Below are 21,885 nucleotides of genomic sequence, written 5' to 3'. Positions count from 1 at the left end.
TTTTCTTTGCGCGGCGGTTGTACGGGATGCGCATGTCGATTCCAGGGCCGGTAACCTTGCCGTCGCCCGAACGGCGGCGGCGCGGGTCATCCCGTGCGTCATTCCTTGCGTCCGACGCTCAACGGCGCATCGGTCAGGCGCAGCTCATGCGCCAGGTCGATCAGCGCGCGCAACCGCGCGGGCACGAAGCGATGGCCCGAATAGTAGAGCCGCAGCCCGCCGAACGACGGGCACCACGGCGCCAGCACCGGCACCAGCGCGCCGCTCTTCAGTTCTTCGCCGATGAACCATTCGGAAATGAAGCCGATGCCCAGCCCGAACAGGATCGCCTGCTTGATCGCGGCCAGTTCGTTGAGCGCGAACCGCACGGGCAGGTCCATCTGCAGCTTCTGCCCGTTGCGTTCGAGCTCCCAGTGATAGATGCCGCCGTGGGCCATGCGCATGCCGATGCTCTGGTGCTTGAGCAGGTCGCGCGGATGGCGCGGCGTGCCGTGGCGCTTCAGATACTCGGGCGTTGCGACCACCAGCATGCGGATATCGCGCGACAGCGCGACGGCGATCATGTCCTGCGGCACGGCTTCGGCCAGACGGATGCCGGCGTCGAACCCCTCGGCGACGATGTCGATCAGGCGCGACTCGCTCACGATGTCGATGCGGACGTTGGGGTAACGCTGCGCGTACGGATGGAACAGCGGCCCCAGCAACAGATGCGCGGCCCCCTGCGGCGCGTTGATGCGCAGCGTGCCGCTCGGTGTGTCGGGCCCGGCGGCGGCATCCTCGCCGGCGCTCCTGATCTCGGCGAGCGCGGGCGCGATGCGCTCCACGTAGCGCTGGCCCGCATCGGTCAGCGACACGCTGCGCGTCGAGCGGTTGAACAGGCGCACCTTCAGGCGCGCTTCCAGTCCGGCCACGGCGCTGCTCACCGCCGTCGTCGACATGCCCAGCTCCAGCGCCGCGCCGCGAAAGCTGCTGCGGCGCGCGACGGCCAGGACCACTTCCAGCTCGGTCATTCCGGTGCGGTGCATCGATTGTCCTGATTTTCGGGATGAGTCATCAGAGATAAGGCGGCTTATCGGAACAGTAATGTATTCCTAGACTGCGTGTCATGACGTCTTGTCGGATACGCACACAAGGAGTACGCACCATGCAACGCATCGAACAGATCTACATCGACGGCGAATTCGTGACGCCGCACGGCGACGAATGGTTTGACCTGCACGACCCGAGCACCGAGCGGGTGATCGGGCAGGTCCGCCTCGGCGACGAGCAGGATGCCGAACGTGCGATCGCCGCGGCCAAGGCCGCGTTTCCCGGCTGGTCGCGCACCACGCGGGAAGAACGGATCGCCGCGCTCGAGCGCATGCGCGACGCCGTCGTCGCGCGGGAAGACGACCTGATGGAGGCCGTCGTGACCGAATACGGCGCGCCGGTCGAGCGCGGCCGCTGGATGGCGACCTATCCGGCGGACGCGATCCGGCAGGCCATCGCCGCGCTGGAGACGTTCGCGTTCGAGGAGCAGGCCGGCTCGGCCCGCGTGATCATGACGCCCGTCGGCGTGGCCGGCCTGATCACGCCGTGGAACAGCGATGCGGGGTTCATCTGCAACAAGCTGGCCACCGCGCTGGCGGCAGGCTGCACCGCGGTCATCAAGCCCAGCGAGATGAGCGCGATGCAGACGCAGGTCGTCACCGAGGCGCTGCATGCGGCGGGCTTGCCCAAGGGGGTGTTCAATATCGTCAACGGGCGCGGCGACGTGGTCGGCGACGCGATCTCGCGCAGCCCCGACGTCGCGAAGATTTCGTTCACCGGCTCGTCCGCGGTGGGCCAGCATCTGGTGAGCGCCGGCGCGGCGACGATGAAGCGCGTGACGCTGGAGCTCGGCGGCAAATCGCCGACGGTGGTGCTCGACGATGCGGATTTCGCGAGCATCATGCCGCTCGTGCTGCAGGCGGGATTCATGAACAGCGGCCAGGCCTGCATCGCGGGGACGCGCGTGCTGGTGCCGCGCCATCGGCTCGCGGAATTCGAAGACGCGATCAGCCAGGCGGTGGCGCGTGTGCGCTCAGGCGATCCGCGCGATGCCGGCACCGACATCGGGCCGATGGTCAGCGCGAAGCAATGGGAGCGGGTGCAGCACTACATCCGCATCGGGCAGGAAGAAGGCGCGGTGCTGCTGGCGGGCGGTGAAGGGCGGCCGGACGGCTTGCAGGCCGGGTGGTTCGTGAAACCGACGGTCTTTTCCCGGGCGAACAACCGGATGCGGATCGCGCAGGAAGAAATCTTCGGGCCGGTGCTGACCCTCATCCCTTACGAAGACGACGCCGATGCGATCGCCATCGCCAACGATACGCGCTACGGCCTGAGCGCGATGGTGCTGGGCAAGGACCCCGAACGCTGCGAGCGCGTGGCGCTGCAGATCGATTCCGGCCGTGTGCTCGTCAATACGCTGGCCCACGAGCCGCTTGCGCCGTTCGGCGGCTTCAAGCATTCGGGGCTGGGGCGGGAAATGGGCCGGTGGGGCATCGGCGCGTATCTGGAGCCCAAGACCCTGATCGGGAGCGCAAGCCGGGGCGCGTGAGCAGGCGCTCGCATTCGATGCCTCCTGTACGCCGTGCGGGGGCGTTTGCGTATCTCATGTTGATGCATCACCGGTGATCGGGCGCGCAAGCCGGGTCGCGTGAGCAGGCGCTCGCATTCGATGCCCCTGTACGCCGTGCGGTCGCGTTTGCGTATCTCATGCGGCTGCACATCGCACGCGCATCGCTGGTGAAAAGGCGCGGCCGGTGATTCCAAGCCTCGGAGGTGGAACGCACGCATGCGGCGCATCCTGACGATGCGTGGCTGCTCGCGGATGCCGCTGCGTTGCGCGGCTACAAGCCGAGCGCGTGCGCGGCGAGCTGCGCGACCGCCAGCCGGGTTTCGGGCAGCAGGTCATCCTCCATCAGCCACACCGCCGACAGGCCCGCCCACGCGAGAATCCACTTCAGCAGCCGACGGCGATCGAGTCGCGCGGCATCGGCCACGCACACGACGCGTTGCGTGAAGCGCGCCGGATCGGCCGCGATCTCGTGCGCCGGATTGCAGAACAGGTTCGCGTAGTCGAACGCACGATCGCCGCGCAGCCCTTTCGGGTCGATCGCGAGCCATCCGCGATCGCCGAAATGAAGAATGTTGTCGTGATGGATGTCGCCGTGCAGGACGACTTCGTCGACGGGCGGCCCGGCCAGCAGCTCGCGCGCGATCGTTGCCGAGCAACGCAGCACGTCGTTGCCGACATCGTCCGACAGCAGCGAACGGAACCAGTCGCGCAGCGGCACGACCGAAACCGGCTCCGGCGCGCGATGCGCGTGCAGCCGGGCGACGACGCCGCATGCGATGCGCATCGTGTCGTCGTCGTGACCCGATGCGGACAATTTGGCCAGCGAGGGCGCGGGCTGCGCGCGCTCGAGCAGGATCGCGTCGCTGTCGTGCTGCCACACCTGTGCCGCGCCGTGCCCGTTCCACCACGTCATCAGCGCGTTGCCGCGCCGCTCTTCGTCGCAGGTGGCGACCTTCAGCATCGCGGGCCGCGCCTGCCAGAGAACGGGCAACAGGCCGCCGCTCGCGGTCAGGATCGGGCCGCCGTCGGGTACGAGGCCCCACAGGCCGAGGTATCGATCGAACATCACACGATGCTACAGGCGAAACGGATCGCGCGCAGCGCGGTTCTTCCGGCCGCGTTTGACGTGCCCGCACGTTCGACGTGAATGGCCCGACACCCTTTCCTAAATAAAATTTAGCCAGCCAAACTTTGGCTAAAGAATGTTCCGGTTTCGCGCGATCCCTTCGACAATGCGCGCCTTTCGTGACCGGTCGGTGCATATCGCGCGCCGGCCGTCGCAGCATCGAAGAAGGAGCCCGACATGACCGACCACACCGCATCCCCTCCGCCGCCGCCCGTGCCGCCGCCGCGCCGCCGTCGCGCATGGCGCACGCTCGCGGGCGCGCTGCTGGGCCTGACGCTCGCGTGCGCGGGCATCGGCGCATGGACGATCAATCGCATCTGGACGCAGCTGCCGTCCGTCGAGCACCTCGCCGTCTATCGTCCCGCGCTGCCGCTGCGGATCTTCTCGCGCGACGGCGATCTGCTCGCCGAATACGGCGTCGAGCGGCGCGAGTTCGTGCCGCTCGAACGCATCCCGCCGCTGATGCGGCACGCGCTGCTCGCGGCCGAGGACGCGAAGTTCTATCAGCACGGCGCGGTGGATGTCGGCGGCCTCGCGCGCGCGACGTTCGCGAACGTCGTGACGGGGCAGCCGGGGCAGGGCGGCAGCACGATCACAATGCAGGTCGCGCGCAACTTCTACCTGACGCGCGACAAGGTGCTGAGCCGCAAGCTCGCCGAGATCTTGATGGCGGCCAAGCTCGAACGCGAATACAGCAAGGACAAGCTGCTCGAGCTGTACATGAACGAGATCTACCTGGGGGAGCGCGCATACGGTTTCGCGGCGGCGGCGAACGTGTATTTCGGCAAGCCGCTCGACGCGCTGAACGCGGGCGAGGCGGCCGTGCTCGCGGGGCTGCCGAAGGCGCCGTCCGCGTTCAACCCGGTCGTCAATCCGGCGCGCGCGACCGCGCGGCGCAACTACGTGCTCGGGCGGATGCATGCACTCGGCCAGCTCGACGACGCGACGTACCGTGCGGCCGTCGACGCGCCGATCGCGCTGGCGACCACGCCGCCGCCCGGGATCGTCGCCGCGCCGTACGTCGCCGAACGCGCGCGCCGGATGATGGTCGAGCGCTTTCACGACGACGCCTATACGCTCGGCCTCGACGTGACGACGACGATCTCGATGCGCGACCAGCGCGCGGCCGAAGCCGCGCTCCAGCGTACGCTGAGCCGGCAGCCGGGCGCGAAGCGCGATGCGCGCAACGGGCTCGAAGGCGCGCTGGTGTCGCTCGATGCGGCCACCGGCGACATGCTCGCGCTCGTCGGCGGCGCGGATTTCAATCGCAACGTGTTCGACCATGCGCTGCAGGCGTACCGCCAGCCGGGTTCGAGCTTCAAGCCGTTCGTCTATTCGGCCGCGCTGGAGAAGGGCTACTTCCCGGGTGTGCTCGTCGACGATACGCAGCGCACGCTCACCCATGAGGAAACCGGCGCGCGGCCGTGGCGTCCGCGCAATTTCGGCAACCGCTACGAGGGTTTCATCCCGGTGCGGCGCGGGCTCGTGCGCTCGAAGAACCTGGTCGCGGTCAGCCTGATGCAGGCCACCGACGCGCGCTACGTGCAGCAGCACGCGGTGCATTTCGGTTTCGACGCGCAGCGTAATCCGGCGTCGCTGCCGCTCGCGCTCGGCGCGGGCGCGGTGACGCCGCTCGAACTCGCGAGCGCGTACAGCGTGTTCGCGAACGGCGGGACGCGGATGGAGCCGCGCCTGATCCTGTCGGTGAAGCAGCGCCACGGCGGCGCGATGTACGAGGCCACGACGCCGGAAGGCGCGCGCGTCGTGTCGGCGCGTAACGCGTTCTTGATGGACAGCATGCTGCGCGACGTCGTGAAGGCCGGCACCGCGCGCGGCGCGCTCGCGCTGCGCCGCGACGACGCGGCCGGCAAGACGGGCACGTCGAACGGGTCGAAGGATGTGTGGTTCGCCGGCTACTCGTCGGGGGTCGTCGCGGTCGCGTGGCTCGGCTACGACACGCCGCGCCCGATGGGGCGCGCGACCGGCGCGACGCTGGCGCTGCCGGTCTGGCTCGACTACATGAAGACGGCCGTCGACGGACGCACGCCGGTCGATGCGACGCCGCCGCAGGACGTCGCGCTCGTCGACGGTGATTTCGTCTACGCCGAATACACGCGCGGCACGTGCACGGCCGACGTGCCGCCGTACATCCGCAGCCGCTTCGCCTGCGGCGGTGCGGCGGCACAGGACGCCTCCGATGCGCCGGCCGGCAGCGGCAAACCCGACGAGCCGATGCCCGCGGCCGTCGACGCGGCCGAGCGCGAACGCGTGCTCGACCTGTTCCGTACCGACGACTGACGCGCACCATGCATACGCTTTATCTGATTGCGATCGTCGCGGAAGCGATGTCGGGTGCGCTGATGGGCATGCGGCGCGGGATGGACCGCTTCGGACTCGCGCTCGTCGGCGCGGTGACGGCGCTCGGCGGCGGCACCGTGCGCGACGTGCTGCTCGGCCACTATCCGCTCGGCTGGATCGCGCATCCCGAATACCTGGTGATCACGCTCGCCGCGGCAACCGTCGCATCGTGGGCCGCCCGGCATGTCGCGCGAATGAAGACGCTGTTCGTCACCGTCGACGCGATCGGCCTCGCTGCGTTCACGATCATCGGCTGCGACATCGGCGCGTCGACCGGCGCCGCGCCGATCATCGTCGTGCTGGCCGGCGCGATCACCGGCGTGTGCGGCGGGATGCTGCGCGACCTGCTGTGCAACGAGATGCCGCTGATCCTGCGCGAGGAACTGTACGCGAGCGTCGCGTTCGTGACGGGTGCGTTGTACGTCGGGATGCAGCATCTCGGCATCGATGCGGGCGCGGCGACCGTGGTCGCGCTGGCGGCCGGTTTCTCGATGCGGATGCTGGCCGTGCGGCTCGGGTGGAAGATGCGGACCTTCGGCGCGGCCGACGTCGGGCATTGACGCGCCGCCGCGCGGCGGCGTTCAGTCCGGCTGCATCACCTGGAAGACATTGCCTTCCGGATCGATGCCGTCGAGCAGCCGGTACGGGAATCCGTCGAAGCGCTTGACGTCGCGCACGGTGACGCCGTCGCGCGCGAGACGGTCGCGATGCGCGTCGATGTCGGCGTCGATCCGGAAGACGAGCTTCACGTTGTTCGTCGCGGGGTTCGCATTCGACGGCGCGGCCGCGTCGCGAAACGCCGGGCCGGCCAGATGCAGTGCGAGTTCGATCGCGCCCGCGTCGAGCACCGCCCATTCACCGTCGATTTCCTCGATGACAGGCAGATCGAAATGGCGTTGATAGAACGCCTTCAGCAGCGTGACGTCCTGGACGTACAGGATGATGCGGGTCATCGGAAGCGGCATGGGAGTCTCCTCGAAGGGGAAGCGCGAATGAGGCTGCTTGAAAGCCGGGCGCGCCGATCGACGGCCGGGAGACAACCGGGAGACAACCGGGAGACAACCGGGAGACAACCGGGAGACAACCGGGAGACAACCGGGAAGCGGCCGCCCCGCATGCGCCCGCGGCGTCATGCCGGGACCATGACCGGCGTCGCACCGTCGCCGGTTTCCACCATCTTCACGGAAAACCCGTAGCACTGCGCGATATGCGCGGGCGTCATCACGTCGCGCGGCGTGCCGTGCGCGACGATCGTGCCGTCGGCGAGCATCGCGATCGTATCCGCGTGCCGCGCGGCGAGGTTCGGATCGTGGACGATCGCGAGCACGCCGAGCCGCCATTCGCGCGCGACCGAGCGCACGGTGTCGAGCAGCCGGTGCTGGTGCGCGAGGTCGAGCGCGGCGGTCGGTTCGTCGAGCAGCAGGTAGCGCGGGCCGCTCTCCGTTGCTTCTTCGTCCGGCCATAGCTGCGCGAGCACGCGCGCGAACTGCACGCGCGCGAGTTCGCCGCCCGACAGCGTCGTGACGTCGCGGCCGACGAGCGCGTCGGCGCCCGCGCGTTCGAGCGCGCGCCACGCGATGTCGCGATCGTGATGCGACGTCGCGCCGCTGCGCCGCGCATGCGGATAACGGCCGAGCAGCACGATTTCGTCGACGCTGAACGGGAAGGCCGGTTGCGCGGCCTGCGGCAGCACCGCGCGCAGGCACGCGAGGCGCGGCGCGTCGATGCGCGCGAGCGGTTCGCCGTTCAGCGTGATGTCGCCGGTCACGCGCACGCCATTCGGCGCGACGCTGCCGGTCAGTTCGCCGGCGAAGGTCTTCAGCAGCGTGCTCTTGCCCGCGCCGTTGCGGCCGAGCAGCGCGGTCACGCGGCCCGGTTCGATCGACAGCGACAGGTCGCGGAGGATGGCGTTGTGGCGGCGCGCGACGTCGAGATGGTGAGCGGTCAGCATGGTCGTCGTGAAGAAAGGGTTACCCGCCGAGCGCGCCGCGGCTTTTCCACAGCAGCGCGAGAAAGAACGGTGCGCCGAGCAGCGCGGTCAGCACGCCGAGCGGAATTTCGGCCGGCGCCGCGACCGTGCGCGCGGCGAGATCGGCGGCGAGCGTCAGCAACGCGCCGAGCAGCGCGGCGCCGGGCAGCACGACACGCTGGTCGGGGCCGCACGCGAGGCGCACGCAATGCGGCGCGACGAGCCCGATGAAGCCGATGATGCCGGCGCACGATACCAGCGCGCCGACCGCGAGCGCGACCGCGACGAGCACGCGCCGCTTCAGCCGCTGTACCGGCACGCCGAGGTGCAGCGCCTCGGTTTCGCCGAGCTGCAACGCGTTCAGCGCGTCGCGTTCGCGTGCGAGCAGCACGCAGCCGATCGCGACGCACGGCGCGACGGCCGCCAGCGCGGACCATTGCGCGCCGCCGAGGCTGCCGAGGCTCCAGAAGGTCAGTGAACGCAGCTGCGCATCGTCGGCGACGAACGTGAGCAGCCCGATCGCCGCGCCGGCCAGCGCATTGATCGCGATGCCGGCGAGCAGCAGCAGCGGCAACGCGAGCCGGCCGCGCGACGCGGCGAGCCGGTAGACGAGCGCGGCGACCGCGAGCGCGCCCGCGAACGCGGCGACAGGCAACGCGGCGGCACCCACGTGCGCGGCGAACAGCGCGGGGCCGAGTACGATCATCGTGGTCGCGCCGAGTGCCGCGCCGCTCGACACGCCGACGAGCCCCGGATCGGCGAGCGGGTTGCGGAACAGCGCCTGCATCGCGGCGCCGGCCGCGCCGAAGCCGCCGCCGACCAGCAGCGCGAGCGCGACGCGCGGCGCGCGGATGTCGAGCAGTACCGCGCGCGCCTGCTGCGCGGCGGCATCACCGGTCAGCGCGGCCCAGGCTTCCGTGAGCGGAATGCGGTACGCGCCGACGCACAGCGCGACGACGGACATCGCGCACACGAGAACGGCGAGCGCGGCCAGCGCGAACGGCGCGAAGCGGCGCGACATGCCCATGCGCGCGGCGCCGGAGCGCGACGCGGGCGACGGTGCGGGGAAGGGCGAAGCGTGAGCGGGCATCGGGGCGATCCGGAATCAGGCGAGCGCATCCGACAGCCGTCGGTGCAGGGTCGTGACGGCGAGCGGCAGGCGTGGGCCGAAGCCGAGCAGGAACAGGGCATCCAGCGATACGACGCGTTGCGCGCGGCCGGCCGGCGTCGCGCCGAAGCCGGGCGTGGCGAGCAGCGCCGTGCGCCCGCCGACTGCCGCGAGCCCTTCGTCGGAAATCAGTACGACGTCGGGCGCAGCGGCCGCGAGCGCTTCAGTCGTCAGCGGCTTGTAGTGATCGAAACCCTGCATCGCGTTGCGTGCGCCCGCGTAGCGGATCATTGCGTCGGCGGCCGTGCGCTGGCCGGCGACGAGCGCCTGGTTGCCGGTATGGTTCAGCACGAACAGCACGCGCGGCGGCTGCGCGCCGCCGGGCGCGCGGGCAGCGACCGCGTCGCGCGCGGCCTGCCAGTCGCGGTCGAAACGTTGCAGCAGCGCGGCGCCCGCGTCGCGCACGTCGAGCGCCAGCGCGACACCCGTGATCTTCGCGCGGACCGATTCGACGTCGTGGCGTTCGTCGAAGGTCGTCACCGCGACGCCGGCGCCTTTCACCTGCGCGATCGCGGTGGGCGGGCCGGCTTCCGCCGACGCGAGCACGAGATCGGGCCGCAGCGACAGCAGCCCCTCGGCCGACAGCGCGCGCTGGTAGCCGACTTTCGGCAAACGCTTCGCGGCATCGGGATACGTGCAGGTCGTGTCGGCGCCGACGAGCCGGTAGCGCGGCGTCTCGGCACCGCCGAGCGCGAACGCGGTTTCCGCGAGCGCGCCGCCGATCACGACCACGCGCTTCGGCGCAGCCGGTGCGGCCTGGGCGAGCACGCTGCCGGGCAGCGCGCCGGCGAGCGCGCCGGCCGCCGCGCCCGCCAGCATGACGCGGCGGCGCGGATCGAACGGTCGCGCGCTCACCGCGCGCCTCCGCGTGCCGCGGCCGGCAGCGTCGCGACGAGCGCGCGCCAGTCGTCGCGTTCGACCTTGCCGGGCTTGCGCTCGCCGAACAGCAGCGCGACGTGGTCGCCCTGCCGGTCGAACAGCTCGAGCGACGTGACGATGCCGTCGCTCGTCGGCTTCTTCACGACCCACGCGGCGGCGATCAGGTCCTCGCGCACGTGCAGGTTGAAGCCCGGGTCGAGCACGTTGATCCACGCGCCGACCTCGCGCACGTTCGCGACCGGGCCCGTATGAATCTGGATCATCCCCGCGTTGCCGACGAACACCATGATCGGCTGGCCGCTTTGGGCGGCCTGTTCGAGCACGTGGCGCAGCGCATGCGCGGTTTCGACCGGATACGCGTATTGCGGATCGGCGAGGCGCAGCGCCTGCATGCGGCTCACGCCGAAGCGCTGCGTGATGCCGAAGAACTGGTGCGTGTCGGTCATCGCGTCCCACGCGGCGCGAAAACCCGCGACGTCGATCTCGGTGTCGGCGCGTTCGGGCGTTTTCGGCGCGGCGGCCGCGACCTCGAGTCCCGGCTCCTGCGACGGCGCGCGCCAGCGCTCGACGAACGCGTCGTACGCGGCGTGGTCGCTGTGCGCGCGCAGGTAGACCTTGTGAATCGCATGCCCCTGCGCGTCGAAGAACTGCAGGCTCTTCAGCGGGCCGTGCGCGGTCTCGTCGCGCACCGCGAACGCCGACACCCAGTGACGATAGAAGATGCGCAGGTCGATATCGCCGAGCGCGAGGCCGACAGGCCCGTCATGGCTCATCTGCGCATATTCGCCGTCCTTCTCGTGGACGGCCGTGTCGTTGCGCGTGAGCGCCATCACGCGGCCGAGGCGCGGCATTTCCTCGAACATCGCCGGAAAGCGCGCGTCGAGCCGCACGACGTGCTCGCCGACGAACGCGGCGAGCGCCTCGCCTTCGCTGACGCCGAGCGCCTGCGCGACGTCGCGGTTGCGCAGCTGGCGCTCGGTCTTGAGCTTGATGAACGCGTCGCGCAGCGCGGCGGCCGCGCGGGCCGGCGTGGCCGGTTGACCGGGAAGGGCGGATTGCATCATGTCGGACTCCTTCAAGTAACGGTTGGGGTGGCAGCGCGGGCGGCGCGCATCAGAAATCCACTTTCATGCTGACGGCGACCGTGCGTCCGGACGACGTATACGCATCGAGCACCTGCGAATCGGCTGCGATGCCGCGCACGTCCGACCAGTTCCAGTATTTGCGGTCGAACAGGTTGCGGATGCCGATCGTCGCGCTCACGTGCTTGTTGAAGCGGTAGCCGCCGCGCAGGTCGACGACGAACGACGACGGCGGCGAGAAGCACGTCTTGTTCGAACAGTCGGACTTGTCGATGTCCTTGTCGCGTTTCGCGGCCTGGAACAGCAGGTCGGTCTGCACGAACCAGCGTTCGGTCGGCTCGTAGCGCACGCCGAACACGGCGGAGAACGGGTTGACGGTGTTGAGCGGCTGGCTCGCCGCGCCGTCGTTCTGCGTCGAGCCCTTCGTGAACGCCATCGCCGTCTTCAGCGTGATGCCGTTCGGCATCACCCATTCGGCGCGGCCTTCGAGGCCGTGGATACGCGCGTCGGCGAAGTTCACGTACTGGAACACGAACGGGTCGGCCGGCCGGCCGCTGCCCGCGATCGTCGTGCGCGAGATGAAGTTGCGGTAGCGGCCCGTGAACGCGGCCGCGCTGTAGCGCACGACGCCGTAGCCGGTGCCGGCCTTGCCGCGCAGCCCGGCTTCGAAGGTATCGCTCGTCTCGGGCTTCAGGTTCGGATTGCCGATCGACGTGTAGCCGTACACCGGGTTCGAGAAACTGCTGTTCACCTGGTCGGGCGTCGGTGCGCGGAAGCCGTGCGCGTACTGCACGTACGGAATGACCGCGGGTGTGATCTCGTAGAGCACGGCGACGCGCGGCGACAGTTCGTTCGCGCTGGTCGACACGGCCTTGCCGGTGAACAGCGGATCGTTTTCGGTCGGGCTCAGCCGGTACGTGTCGAAGCGCAGGCCCGGCGTGACGAGCAGGCGGCCGTAGCCGATCTGGTCCTGCAGGAACGCGCCGAACAGCGTGTAGTCGGTATCGGGGAACGCCTTGTTCGGGAACGCTTCGCCGACGCCCGGCACCGTGCCGTCGCGCAGGTTCGTCACACGCGACACGCTGCCGTCGACGCCGTACAGCAGCTTGTGCGCGAACGGCCCGGTCGCGAAGCCGCTTTCGGCGAACGCCGAGCCGCCGAACGTGCGTTCCTTGTACTGGTTGTCGCGCGAACGCGATTTCAGCGGCGCGCCGCGCGTCTCGAACGCGTACTGGTCCTGCTTCGCGTCCTGGTAGTAGAACTGCACGTGCGCGGTCTGGAACCAGCGGAACGCATCGTCGCGGAAATCGTAGTCGACGCTGAAGCGGTTGCGCTCGAGCCGGTCGTTCGTCGTGAGGCCGAGCGTGTTCGGCGGATTGATCGCGGACAGCACGTCGGTGCTCACGCGCCGCTGCACCGTTTCGGCGGTGAGCTTGAACGTGTCGCGCGTGGTCGGCGTCAGTACGAGCTTGCCGAGCAGCGATTCCGAATAGACGTCCTGCGGGTTCGACGTGGTGCGCAGCGTGCTCGCCGAGTTGTTGCTGCCGCGCGTGTCGACCTCGTGGCCGCGCCGCCCGTCGGCGATGATCATCCCCTGGACGCGATCGTTGCCGCCCGCGGCCGACACGGTCGCGCCGATGCTGCGGTCGGCCGAGTCGTAGCTGGGCCGGAACGAGAAGTAGTAGGGCTTGTTGTAGATCGACAGCAGGTCGCGTGGATCCTTCGTGATGAAGTTCACCGCGCCGGTCAGGCCGTCGCTGCCGTAAAGCGCCGACGCCGGCCCGCGCAGGATCTCGATGCGCTTGAGCGTGTCGAGATCGGCGTAATCGCCGCGCCCCGCTTCGAGCGGGCCGAATGAAAACGCGTTCGGCAGGCGGATGCCGTCTTCCATCAGCAGCACGCGATTGCCTTCGAGGCCACGGATGTTGATGCTCGAATCGCCGTCGCGGCCGCCGCCGAGCGCGGCGCTGCCGGGCCGGTACGCGGTGCGGCGCACCGTGATGCCCGGCTCGTAGCGCAGTGCATCCTTGATGTTGGTGGCCTGCTGTTCTTCCAGATCCTCGTCGGTGATCACCGAGACGGACGCAGCCGTGCGGCTCGTGGCCGTTGCGGTGCGGTTGGCCGTGACGGTGACGGGATCGAGCAGCGCCGCATCGCCGCGCGTGGACGCGGCAACGAGCAGGGTGGAAGGCGGGGTGGCGCCTTGCGGCGACGAATCGGCGTGAGCCGGGGCGGCGGACAGGCCGAACGCGCCGAACAGCGCGGCACAGATCGGCCGCCGCGCCAGCGTATAGCAATGCACAGGTGGTCTCCCATTGACGAAAACAAGCCCGAAGGCTGGCTGGGTGACGCGTTCACCTGGCTGGCCCGCCCGCGCACGGAATGCGGCGAGCGGCGAATTGAAAGGCAACTGACAATTTTGCCAGTGTAAATGAGAATTATTATCAATACAAGAACGAAAAGCGGCGCGCGTGGGTGAGCGCTCACCTGCGCGGCTCGGGCGAGCTGCGTCGAAAAATTCGGAAGAAACGCGGGCCGTGGAGCAAGCCCGCCACGAGCGTGAACAGGCTCTAGGCGAGTGCTTCGATGCGGATCAGCAGGTTGCGCGCATGCGTGATGAACGCATCGTGCGTCGCGCGATCGCCGTGGCCTTCGAGGCCGGCCTGCTCGGCGAACGCGATCTGCTCGGTGTAGAGGTCGACGAGCGCACGGCGTGCGTCAGGGGGAAGCGCGCGGACCATCGACACGATCAGCAGTTCCTGCGCGCGAAGCGTGCCGGACAGCGTCTGGACGTTCATGCTGGCCTCCTCGGACGATGCGGCGACGAGCCGCTCTTTCCATACTAGGCGGTCGGCGTACGCAGCGCAGGCGAGGCGTTGGCGGAATGCGATTCGACGGGGCAATCGAGGGCGCCGTTGCGCGACGCGAAACGCGCCGCGCGCGGCCGGGCACCACGGATTGAAGCGTGCAGGGATGTGAACGGAATCAGCCGGCCGTCGTTGCGGCCTGCGCATCGCGCACGACCTGCGCGACGCGTTCGACGAACTCGACGTCGACGCTCGACAGCGCTTCGCGGTTGCCGTCGGGCATCTCGACCATCAGGCGATACGTGACGTCCTGCGTGGTCCACGCGAGATAACCGACGACGGCGAGCATCACGCCGACGACGAGCGCGGCGCTCGATCCGGCGATGCCGCCCGCGACGGCGGCGGCCGCGCCGATCAGCGAGATCAGCGACGGCACGAGGCGGTTTTTCGGAATCTTGACGACATCGACGTGGCGGATGTCACGCAGCGCGAATACCTGCCCGGCGGCCGACAGGCCGTTGCGCGTGATCATCACGCCGCGTTCGTTGAATGCGTTTTCCATCGTGTGTTGCGTGGACGAAAACGCGCAGCGTAGCAGGTTTCGTTGCTGCATCAAACGAGACCGACTGCCGCACGATGCGTGCGGCGCGCTCGAAAGACAGGCAGCGGGTGGAACGGGACGGCGTTCAGAACTGCAGCCGGCCGTCGCCGTAAAGCCGGCCCGGCACGTGCGACGCGACAACCTCGGCGATTTCTTCGTCGGTCGATTCGGCCGGCACGATCTGGCGCCGCGCGGGTGCGTCGAGATGCATCGTCCATTCGACGAGACGATACGGCCGTCCCCACGGGCGCTGCATTTCGACCGATACGCGGCAGCTCTGGACCGGCATCGAGTGTTGGCACGTCAGAATCGCGTGCAGATGGCTGAAAACGGTATCTTCGATCATCATGGCCTCCGATCCTGTCTTGTGGGCAATCGATGGCGGCGCCGTCGGCGGTTCAAAAAAAAAGCCGCCGATGTTCAGGCGGCCAACAGGGGGGGTGAGAGCATCCTCTCAGCCCAGAATTAAGCGAAACTTAAAAGCCCATAAAAAAGCGCCCCGCGTGGAGCGGGGCGCTTCTTGCCGTCGTGATCCGCGAGTTAAGCGGATGCTTTAGAACTTGTGACGGATACCGATACGAGCGGCGATCTGGTTCTTCGAACCCGTGCCCGACGTGTTGAAGTAGCTCGTGCTCGAGCCGATCTGCGCTTGCACGCCCTTGCCCGATGCCTGCTGGTACACGACCAGGCCGTACACGTCGGTACGCTTGCTGAGTGCGTAGTCGGCGATACCGTTGACCTGATTCCAGTGCCACGAGTTGCCGTTCTGCGTCGCGTTCGTGTACGTGTAGCCCAGGCCGCCCGACAGGGCCGGCGTGAACGCGTACTTCGCGCCTGCTTCATACGCGTTGTAGAACGTGCCGCCCGCGCCCGAGACGGTCGAGAACTGCGTACGCGTCCACAGCAGCCATGCCGTTGCCGGGCCCCAGACGTAGCGGCCGCCCACACCGTAGGTGCGCAGGTCGCGGACGTTGCCCGTGCTCAGGTTCGCGATCGACGTCGAGAAGGCCGGCGTCGACTGGCTCGGGAAGCGGATGTCCGTGTAGGCTGCGCCGACCGACAGCGGGCCGTTCGCGTAGTTCAGGCCGAAGCTGTATGCGCGCGACGAGCCTGCCGTCGTCGTCGTGCCCGACGTCGTTGCCGGTGCGCCGGCGAAGTCCGTCGAGTTCGAGAAGCCGTACAACGCGCCGAACGTGAAGCCCGAGTAGTTCGCGCTCTGGAACTTCACGGCGTTGTTGATGCGGCTCGACGTGAGCTGGTCGATGTCGTTCACGTGGTACGCGTAGTTGCCCGCGACCGTGTTGCCGCCCGTCGAGTAGTTCGAGCCGAGGATGTCGGTCGAGAACGAGTACTGGCGGCCGAACGTGACCGTGCCGTATTGCGACTGGCTCAGGCCGACGTAAGCCTGGCGGCCGAAGATCGCGCCGCCCTGGCCGATCGTGCCGTTACCGCTGTTGAAGCCGTTTTCGAGCACGAAGATCGCCTTCAGGCCGCCACCGAGGTCTTCGGTGCCGCGCAGGCCCCAACGGCTGCCCTGGGCAACGCCGTCGTCATACTTGAACAGCTTGCCCGAGCCGCCGTTGGCGGTCTTGCTGTGGTTCACGTAGCTGATACCGGCATCGATGACGCCGTACAGCGTCACGCTGCTTTGTGCGTGCGCCGTGCCGGCCGTTGCTGCCAGGACGGCGATGGTCAACAGTTTCTTGTTCAAAGGATTCTCCGAGCGAATAAATGGCGTGTCCAGTTGCGGTTCCGGCGCTCTCTGTGGGCGCTTTCACGGACCGGCGGCAACTTTATCGAGGGGCCACGTAATGAATATGACAGCGACTGTCATATGAAGAATGTGTGGCGCCGATGCGACATTGAATTCTGCCCGGTTGCGCTGCCCGGGGTTATACCGAATTCGGCTGAGAATCGATCCGGCCCCGGAATATGCACATGAAATAAGCTTGGTTGGTGGCGTTCCGGCCCCGTGCCACGATCCGTCTTCCAACAAACGACACGGGACAAGAGGACACCATGCGACGTTCATTCCTGACCGGCCTCGGCGCGCTCGCAGCCGCACTGGCATTCGCGGCGCCCGGCGCGCACGCCGACTCGCAAACGCTGAAGATCGGCACGATGAGCGGCCCCGACGCGCAGATCTGGACCGAGGTGACGAAGGTCGCCGCGCGCGAAGGCCTCGCGATCAAGGTCATCGAATTCAACGACTACGTGCAGCCGAACGCGGCGCTCGATGCCGGCGACCTGGACGCGAACGGCTTCCAGCACCAGCCGTTCCTCGACAGCCAGATCAAGCAGCGCGGCTACAAGATCGTCAACGTCGGGCTCACCTACACGGCGCCGATGGGTTTCTATTCGAAGAAGATCAAGTCGCTGAAGGATTTGCCGGTGGGCGCGAAGGTCGGGATCCAGAACGATCCGTCGAACGGCAACCGCGCGCTGCTGCTGCTGCAGAAATACGGCGTGATCAAGCTGAAGCCGGGCGTCGGTACCAACGGCGTGAACGCGACGCCGCTCGACGTCGCCGAGAACCCGAAGAAGATCAAGATCGTCGAACTCGACTCCGCCCAACTGCCGCGCGCGCTGCCCGATCTCGACGCCGCGTCGATCAACACCGACTACGCGGTGAAGGCCGGGCTCACGCCGGTGAAGGATGCGATCGCGATCGAGGACCTGCGCGGGCCGTATGCGAACCTGATCGCCGTGCGCGCGCAGGACAAGGACAAGCCGTGGGTGAAGAAACTCGTCGCGGCCTATGAATCGGCCGACGTGCGCAAGTTCATCGACCAGAAGTTCGGCGGCGCGATCGTGCCGGCGTTCTGAACGCCCACGCGTGCCTTCGCCCGGCCGGATGGATCGCCGGGCATTCCGGAAAGCAAATCGCCCGCGCAAGCGGGCGATTTCGTTGGTGCGCGCGGGTGAGCGCCGGGAGATGCCCGATACGCGCCGTGACCCGGCGCGCGGGCCGGCCGCTCAGGCCGACAGCAGCGAACCCGTGCGGATCGCGGTCGCGCCCGCGATGCGCGCGACTTCCATGCCGGCCGTCGCGAAGCGCACGATCTGGCGTGCGTACAGCACGCCCGACACGCTGCTCTTCAGCGTGACGACACGATCGGTCAGCGGATCGACGATGTCGGCCACGGCCTGGCCGGCCTCGATCATCACGCCGACCGGCGTGCGGAACACGATCACGCCCGACACGGGCGCGACGAGCGGATCGGTGCCCGCGAGCGGCGTGGCCGGATGCGCGAGCGGCGGCAGCGGTGCCGGCGTGCCTTCGACGACACCGCGCTCGGTCAGGTATTCGACGATCGCCTGCGCGTCCTTTTCGGCGAACTCGTACGACACGTCGCGTTCGCTGCGCAGTTCGACCGTGACGGAAATCGCGCCGTTCGGGATCGGGAAGCGGTCGCCGAAACGGCTGCGCAGATCCGACCAGCAGAAGCTGTGGATTTCATCGAACGGATTGCCGACCGAATTCAGCGCGAGCAGCGATGCCTGCGCGTCGAGATAGCGCGCCAGCGGCTCGACGTCGGTCCACAGATCGGGATTCGTGTAGAGGTGCATCACCGCATCGCTGTCGCAGTGCAGGTCGAGCACGATATCGGCGTCGAACGACAGCTTCTGCAGCGCGAGGCGCTGCGAATCGAGCTCGGTGCGCGGCTTCTGCTCGTCGAGCGCTTCGCGCATCGCGGCGCGCACGGCGACGAGGTTGTGCTGCGCATCGTGCGTGAGGCGGTGTTCGACGCGCGGCAGCACGAGCGCCGCGAGATCGTAGAAATTGCGGTTGAAGTTCTGCATCGAGCCGAGCTCGAAGCGGCCGAGGTGATCGCCGAACACGTGCTGCGACAGGCCGATCGGGTTCGGTACGGGCACGATGACGACTTCGCCGCGCAGCTTGCCGGCCGTTTCGAGCGCGGCGATCTTGCGGCGCAGCAGCGTGGCGACCAGCATGCCGGGCAGTTCGTCCGCGTGCAGCGACGACTGGATGTAGACCTTCTTGCCGCCGCGCGGGCCGTAGTGAAAGCTCGTGATCTGGCGTTCGGTACCGACGGCGGGGGAAATCAGCGGATGGGTCTGCGTTTGCATGATGGGGGAGTGCGGCGCAGCCGCGAATGATCCGGTGTGCGTGGAAGATCGATTGTACGTTGCCTTCCTCGCCCCCATCAAACCGGCGCCAGAACGCGCCGATTTTCGTTGCGAATCATCAGGTTGGTGCGGAAAAAATAACGCCGCGGCCGCCGTGCACGAAAAAAACGGGCTCCTTGCGGAGCCCGTTCGTGCCGAAGCGAAGCGTGCGCTTGCGTGGCGGATTACTTGCCGTAGACGTCGAAATCGAAGTACTTCTTCGCGATCTTCGCGTACGTGCCGTCCTTGCGCATGCCGGCGATCGCGCTGTCGATCTTCGCCTTCAGGTCGGTGTCTTCCTTGCGCAGGCCGATGCCGGCGCCTTCGCCGAGCGTCTTCGGATCGTCGAGATCCTTGCCGGCGAAGTCGTAGTTCGCGCCGCGCGGGGTCTTCAGGAAGCCGATTTCGGCCTGCACCGCGTCCTGCAGCGCGCCGTCCAGACGGCCGGAGATCAGGTCGGCGTAGACCTGGTCCTGGTTCTGGTAAGGCACGACGTTCACGCCCTTCGGGGCCCAGTACGTCTTCGCGTAGGTTTCCTGGATCGTGCCCTGCTCGACGCCGACCGACTTGCCCTTCAGCGATTCGGCCGTCGGCATCAGGCCGGCACCCTTCTTCGTGACGAGGCGCGTCGGCGTGTTGAACAGCTTCGCCGAGAAGGCGATCTGTTCCTGACGCGCCGGCGTCATCGACATCGACGACAGCACGCCGTCGAACTTGCGGGCCTTCAGTGCCGGGATCATCCCGTCGAAGTCGTTTTCGATCCACACGCACTTCGCGTTCATGCGGCGGCAGATTTCGTTGCCGAGATCGACGTCGAAACCTACAACCTTGCCGTCAGCGCCTTTCGATTCGAAAGGCGGGTAGCTTGCGTCGACGCCGAACCGCACGGTCGACCAGTCCTTCGCATACGCGCTGCCGGCCGATACGGCGAGCAGGGCAACGGTCACAGCCGCAAGAATCTTTTTCACCAGGTGACTCCTCGTTTTGTTCGATGGGTGCGCGGTTGTGCCGCGCCGTAAGCCTTCGGCCCGCCGCGGCTTCGCGTCAGGCTGTCCGTTTCGCCCACCCGATGCGGGCGCGCGACGTGCGCAAGATTATCAAGACAAAATACCGGCAGGGCGCCTAGGACAAGCCCCGATACCGGGCCCGGCGGCGGCGCGTTGCGTGCGCCGCCGTTTCAGACACAGGAACGATTCAGCCGAGCGTTTCGTTGACCGCACGCTGCAGGCACGTGACGAATTGCGTGACGGCGGGCGTGGGCAGCAGGTCGCGCCGCGCGATGATCGACAGGTCGAAGCGCGGTATGCGCTCGTCGAGTTCGGCCGTGCGGATGCCGAGCGGCGCGACCGTCGCGGCGAGCGGGCGCGTGAAGCAGCCGATCACGTCCGAGCGCGCGACGAGCCCGAGCGTCACCGCGAACGACATCGGCGAGCGCAAGAGCCGCTTCGGCAGCGGCAGCCCGTGCGCCTGGAACATCCCGACCATCACGCTGTGCGGAAACTGCTCGGCGCCGACGGTGACGATCCACTCGGCATCGAGCAATTCCTCTAACCGGCGCGCGTGCGCGAGCGGGTGGCCTTCGCGCATCACGACGGTGAATTCGGTCGACAGCAGCGGCAACTGCGTGAAATCGCGGTCGAGCGCGGGCACGTGGTGCATCGCAGCGATGTCGAGCGTGCCGTTGCGCAACTGCGCGAGCGCGTCGGGCACCGTCACTTCCTCGAGATGCAGGCTCACGTCCGGCATCGACCGGCGGAATGCCGTCACCGCGCGCGGCAGCGCCGTCAGCGCGATCGACGGCATCGTGCCGACCGCGACGCGGCCGGACATCTCGCCCTTCACCTGTTCGACGGCCTCGACCGTGCGGCGGATATCGCCGAGCAGTTGCTCGGCGCGCGGCAGCAGCGCATGGCCGCACGCGGTCAGCTCGACGCCGCGGACGCTGCGCGCGAGCAGCTCCGCGTTGAGCGCCGTTTCGAGCTCGCGGATCGTATGCGTGATCGCGGGCTGCGTGACGCCGAGTTCGCGCGCCGCGGCGCGCAGGCTCTTGTGATGCGCGGCGGAGACGAACGCCTGGAGCTGCGCGATGTTCAGGGGATTGCGGATGCGGGTCATCGATCGGGTCCGGTTGGCGCGAAAGGGGGCGGCGGCTGGATGCTTCAGGTAGTGATCCTGACGAACGTCACGCGCCGGTGCGTGCGCGGAACGTCTGGCGATAACGCTGCGGCGACGTGCCGACGATGCGCACGAACCGCTCGCGAAACGCGGTGACCGAACCGAATCCGGCTTCCGTCGCGACATGCTCGATCGACAGCGCCGTCACCTCCAGCAACTGCTGCGCGTGCCTGACGCGTGCGGTCTGCAGCCATTGCCGCGGCGACGTGCCGGTCTGTTCCTGGAAGCGCCGCGTCAGCGTGCGCACGCTCGTCGATGCCTTGCGGGCCATCTCGTCGAGCGTGAGCGGCTTGCGCAGGTTCGCCTGGAGCCAGTCCATCAGGTCGTGCAGCCCGTCGCCGCCGGCCGGCCATTCCGGCGCGATGAACTGCGCCTGGCCGCCTTCGCGCACGCGCGGCGCCACCGCGCTGCGTGCGGCGTCGACGGCAACCGCTGCACCGTAGTCGGCCTGGATCATGTGCAGGCACAGGTCGAGGCCGGCCGCCGCGCCGGCCGACGTCAGGATGCGCCCGTTGTCGACGAACAGCACGTTCGGATCGACGTCGACGTCCGGATAGCGGCGTGCGAGTTCGGCGGCCGCGAGCCAGTGCGTCGTCGCGCGCAGGCCGTCGAGCAACCCGGCTTCCGCGAGCACGAACGCGCCGCTGCAGATCGACGCGATCCGGCAACCGCGCGCGGCAGCCGCGCGTAACGCCGCGAGCACGCGGGGCGACGTGGGCGCGAGCGGCTCGGACGTGCCGGGGACCATGATCGTATCGGCGCCGGCCAGCGCGTCGAGGCGAAACGGCGGGCGCAGCTCGAACAGGTCGCCGGTGACGCGCGGCTGCTCGCTGCACACGCGCACGTGGTAGGCCGGCGCGACGTCGGGCGACCGCACGCGCACGAACGTGTCGCAGGCGACGCCCAGGTCGAACGGGACGACATCGGGCAAGGCAAGAACGGCGACCGTGTGCATGGCGTTCGCGGCCGTGGCCGGAATCCGTTGAAAGA

General features: G+C 68.4%; 20 protein-coding genes. 4 read left to right on the top strand and 16 right to left on the bottom strand.

Translation table 11 applies throughout. The features are described from left to right. Positions 1-98: 98 nt before the first annotated feature. Positions 99-1,025: a LysR family transcriptional regulator gene (locus APZ15_RS23680; protein ID WP_027790399.1), complete on the bottom strand. Its 927-nt coding sequence runs from the start codon at positions 1,023-1,025 to the stop codon at positions 99-101. Positions 1,026-1,144: 119 nt separating this feature from the next. Here APZ15_RS23680 and APZ15_RS23675 point away from each other — a divergent pair, with 119 nt between their 5' ends. After that, positions 1,145-2,578 (top strand): aldehyde dehydrogenase family protein, encoded by a 1,434-nt coding sequence (locus APZ15_RS23675; RefSeq protein ID WP_027790400.1) that lies wholly within the window; start codon positions 1,145-1,147, stop codon positions 2,576-2,578. 292 nt (positions 2,579-2,870) lie between these two features. Here APZ15_RS23675 and APZ15_RS23670 read toward each other — a convergent pair whose 3' ends face one another. Then, positions 2,871-3,665, bottom strand: coding sequence for an aminoglycoside phosphotransferase family protein (locus tag APZ15_RS23670; protein ID WP_027790401.1), 795 nt, complete (start codon positions 3,663-3,665; stop codon positions 2,871-2,873). A 237-nt stretch (positions 3,666-3,902) separates the two neighbouring features. Here APZ15_RS23670 and APZ15_RS23665 point away from each other — a divergent pair, with 237 nt between their 5' ends. Together APZ15_RS23665 and APZ15_RS23660 are read left to right on the top strand one after the other, a co-directional pair. Beyond that, positions 3,903-6,023: a penicillin-binding protein 1A gene (locus APZ15_RS23665; protein WP_027790402.1), complete on the top strand. Its 2,121-nt coding sequence runs from the start codon at positions 3,903-3,905 to the stop codon at positions 6,021-6,023. 8 nt (positions 6,024-6,031) lie between these two features. Further along, positions 6,032-6,643 carry a trimeric intracellular cation channel family protein gene (locus APZ15_RS23660; protein WP_027790403.1) on the top strand — a complete coding sequence of 204 codons (612 nt, stop codon included), beginning with the start codon at positions 6,032-6,034 and terminating at the stop codon, positions 6,641-6,643. 21 nt (positions 6,644-6,664) lie between these two features. Here APZ15_RS23660 and APZ15_RS23655 read toward each other — a convergent pair whose 3' ends face one another. The 10 genes from APZ15_RS23655 to APZ15_RS23610 all read right to left on the bottom strand — a co-directional run bounded on the left by APZ15_RS23655 (position 6,665) and on the right by APZ15_RS23610 (position 16,300). Beyond that, positions 6,665-7,048, bottom strand: coding sequence for a VOC family protein (locus APZ15_RS23655; RefSeq protein ID WP_027790404.1), 384 nt, complete (start codon positions 7,046-7,048; stop codon positions 6,665-6,667). A 164-nt stretch (positions 7,049-7,212) separates the two neighbouring features. Beyond that, positions 7,213-8,034: a heme ABC transporter ATP-binding protein gene (locus tag APZ15_RS23650; RefSeq protein WP_027790405.1), complete on the bottom strand. Its 822-nt coding sequence runs from the start codon at positions 8,032-8,034 to the stop codon at positions 7,213-7,215. 19 nt (positions 8,035-8,053) lie between these two features. Next, on the bottom strand, positions 8,054-9,142 hold the full coding sequence (locus APZ15_RS23645; RefSeq protein ID WP_027790406.1) for a FecCD family ABC transporter permease: 1,089 nt from the start codon (positions 9,140-9,142) through the stop codon (positions 8,054-8,056). Positions 9,143-9,157: 15 nt separating this feature from the next. Continuing rightward, on the bottom strand, positions 9,158-10,075 hold the full coding sequence (locus tag APZ15_RS23640) for a heme/hemin ABC transporter substrate-binding protein (RefSeq protein WP_027790407.1): 918 nt from the start codon (positions 10,073-10,075) through the stop codon (positions 9,158-9,160). Further along, the gene (locus APZ15_RS23635; RefSeq protein WP_027790408.1) at positions 10,072-11,163 is read right to left on the bottom strand and encodes a hemin-degrading factor; all 1,092 of its coding nucleotides are present in this window, start codon (positions 11,161-11,163) and stop codon (positions 10,072-10,074) included. The genes APZ15_RS23640 and APZ15_RS23635 overlap by 4 nt, the downstream gene beginning before the upstream one ends. Positions 11,164-11,212: 49 nt before the next feature. After that, a complete protein-coding gene (locus tag APZ15_RS23630) occupies positions 11,213-13,483 on the bottom strand; it encodes a TonB-dependent hemoglobin/transferrin/lactoferrin family receptor (protein ID WP_027790409.1) in 2,271 nt (756 codons plus the stop codon). A 268-nt stretch (positions 13,484-13,751) separates the two neighbouring features. Next, positions 13,752-13,979, bottom strand: a complete 228-nt coding sequence (locus APZ15_RS23625; protein WP_027790410.1) for a hypothetical protein — start codon at positions 13,977-13,979, stop codon at positions 13,752-13,754. A 187-nt stretch (positions 13,980-14,166) separates the two neighbouring features. Beyond that, positions 14,167-14,550, bottom strand: a complete 384-nt coding sequence (locus APZ15_RS23620; protein WP_027790411.1) for a DUF6232 family protein — start codon at positions 14,548-14,550, stop codon at positions 14,167-14,169. 124 nt (positions 14,551-14,674) lie between these two features. Beyond that, positions 14,675-14,935 carry a DUF2866 domain-containing protein gene (locus APZ15_RS23615; RefSeq protein ID WP_011353838.1) on the bottom strand — a complete coding sequence of 87 codons (261 nt, stop codon included), beginning with the start codon at positions 14,933-14,935 and terminating at the stop codon, positions 14,675-14,677. A 207-nt stretch (positions 14,936-15,142) separates the two neighbouring features. Next, complete coding sequence (locus tag APZ15_RS23610) at positions 15,143-16,300, bottom strand: porin (protein ID WP_027790412.1); 1,158 nt, start codon at positions 16,298-16,300, stop codon at positions 15,143-15,145. 308 nt (positions 16,301-16,608) lie between these two features. On the opposite strand from APZ15_RS23610, the gene APZ15_RS23605 reads away from it, so the two are divergent. After that, positions 16,609-17,415 carry a MetQ/NlpA family ABC transporter substrate-binding protein gene (locus APZ15_RS23605; RefSeq protein WP_027790413.1) on the top strand — a complete coding sequence of 269 codons (807 nt, stop codon included), beginning with the start codon at positions 16,609-16,611 and terminating at the stop codon, positions 17,413-17,415. A 150-nt stretch (positions 17,416-17,565) separates the two neighbouring features. Here APZ15_RS23605 and APZ15_RS23600 read toward each other — a convergent pair whose 3' ends face one another. The 4 genes from APZ15_RS23600 to APZ15_RS23585 form a co-directional block, all read right to left on the bottom strand. Then, a complete protein-coding gene (locus APZ15_RS23600; protein ID WP_027790414.1) occupies positions 17,566-18,681 on the bottom strand; it encodes a succinylglutamate desuccinylase/aspartoacylase family protein in 1,116 nt (371 codons plus the stop codon). Positions 18,682-18,905: 224 nt separating this feature from the next. Further along, positions 18,906-19,688 carry an ABC transporter substrate-binding protein gene (locus APZ15_RS23595; protein ID WP_027790415.1) on the bottom strand — a complete coding sequence of 261 codons (783 nt, stop codon included), beginning with the start codon at positions 19,686-19,688 and terminating at the stop codon, positions 18,906-18,908. 226 nt (positions 19,689-19,914) lie between these two features. After that, positions 19,915-20,835 (bottom strand): LysR family transcriptional regulator, encoded by a 921-nt coding sequence (locus APZ15_RS23590; protein WP_027790416.1) that lies wholly within the window; start codon positions 20,833-20,835, stop codon positions 19,915-19,917. 67 nt (positions 20,836-20,902) lie between these two features. Next, positions 20,903-21,850 carry a GlxA family transcriptional regulator gene (locus APZ15_RS23585; protein ID WP_027790417.1) on the bottom strand — a complete coding sequence of 316 codons (948 nt, stop codon included), beginning with the start codon at positions 21,848-21,850 and terminating at the stop codon, positions 20,903-20,905. Between the last annotated feature and the right edge of the window lie 35 nt (positions 21,851-21,885).

It is taken from the genome of Burkholderia cepacia ATCC 25416 (assembly GCF_001411495.1).
GTDB classification, from domain to species: domain Bacteria; phylum Pseudomonadota; class Gammaproteobacteria; order Burkholderiales; family Burkholderiaceae; genus Burkholderia; species Burkholderia cepacia.
This window is presented reverse-complemented; position numbering and strand designations above follow the sequence as displayed.

Excerpts from the sequence above, each read along its gene's own strand:
- APZ15_RS23680 (WP_027790399.1), bottom strand. The coding sequence starts at position 1,025 with ATGCACCGCACCGGAATGACCGAGCTGGAAGTGGTCCTGGCCGTCGCG.
- APZ15_RS23675 (WP_027790400.1), top strand. The coding sequence starts at position 1,145 with ATGCAACGCATCGAACAGATCTACATCGACGGCGAATTCGTGACGCCG.
- APZ15_RS23670 (WP_027790401.1), bottom strand. The coding sequence starts at position 3,665 with ATGTTCGATCGATACCTCGGCCTGTGGGGCCTCGTACCCGACGGCGGC.
- APZ15_RS23665 (WP_027790402.1), top strand. The coding sequence starts at position 3,903 with ATGACCGACCACACCGCATCCCCTCCGCCGCCGCCCGTGCCGCCGCCG.
- APZ15_RS23660 (WP_027790403.1), top strand. The coding sequence starts at position 6,032 with ATGCATACGCTTTATCTGATTGCGATCGTCGCGGAAGCGATGTCGGGT.
- APZ15_RS23655 (WP_027790404.1), bottom strand. The coding sequence starts at position 7,048 with ATGCCGCTTCCGATGACCCGCATCATCCTGTACGTCCAGGACGTCACG.
- APZ15_RS23650 (WP_027790405.1), bottom strand. The coding sequence starts at position 8,034 with ATGCTGACCGCTCACCATCTCGACGTCGCGCGCCGCCACAACGCCATC.
- APZ15_RS23645 (WP_027790406.1), bottom strand. The coding sequence starts at position 9,142 with ATGCCCGCTCACGCTTCGCCCTTCCCCGCACCGTCGCCCGCGTCGCGC.
- APZ15_RS23635 (WP_027790408.1), bottom strand. The coding sequence starts at position 11,163 with ATGATGCAATCCGCCCTTCCCGGTCAACCGGCCACGCCGGCCCGCGCG.
- APZ15_RS23625 (WP_027790410.1), bottom strand. The coding sequence starts at position 13,979 with ATGAACGTCCAGACGCTGTCCGGCACGCTTCGCGCGCAGGAACTGCTG.
- APZ15_RS23620 (WP_027790411.1), bottom strand. The coding sequence starts at position 14,550 with ATGGAAAACGCATTCAACGAACGCGGCGTGATGATCACGCGCAACGGC.
- APZ15_RS23615 (WP_011353838.1), bottom strand. The coding sequence starts at position 14,935 with ATGATCGAAGATACCGTTTTCAGCCATCTGCACGCGATTCTGACGTGC.
- APZ15_RS23605 (WP_027790413.1), top strand. The coding sequence starts at position 16,609 with ATGCGACGTTCATTCCTGACCGGCCTCGGCGCGCTCGCAGCCGCACTG.
- APZ15_RS23600 (WP_027790414.1), bottom strand. The coding sequence starts at position 18,681 with ATGCAAACGCAGACCCATCCGCTGATTTCCCCCGCCGTCGGTACCGAA.
- APZ15_RS23590 (WP_027790416.1), bottom strand. The coding sequence starts at position 20,835 with ATGACCCGCATCCGCAATCCCCTGAACATCGCGCAGCTCCAGGCGTTC.
- APZ15_RS23585 (WP_027790417.1), bottom strand. The coding sequence starts at position 21,850 with ATGCACACGGTCGCCGTTCTTGCCTTGCCCGATGTCGTCCCGTTCGAC.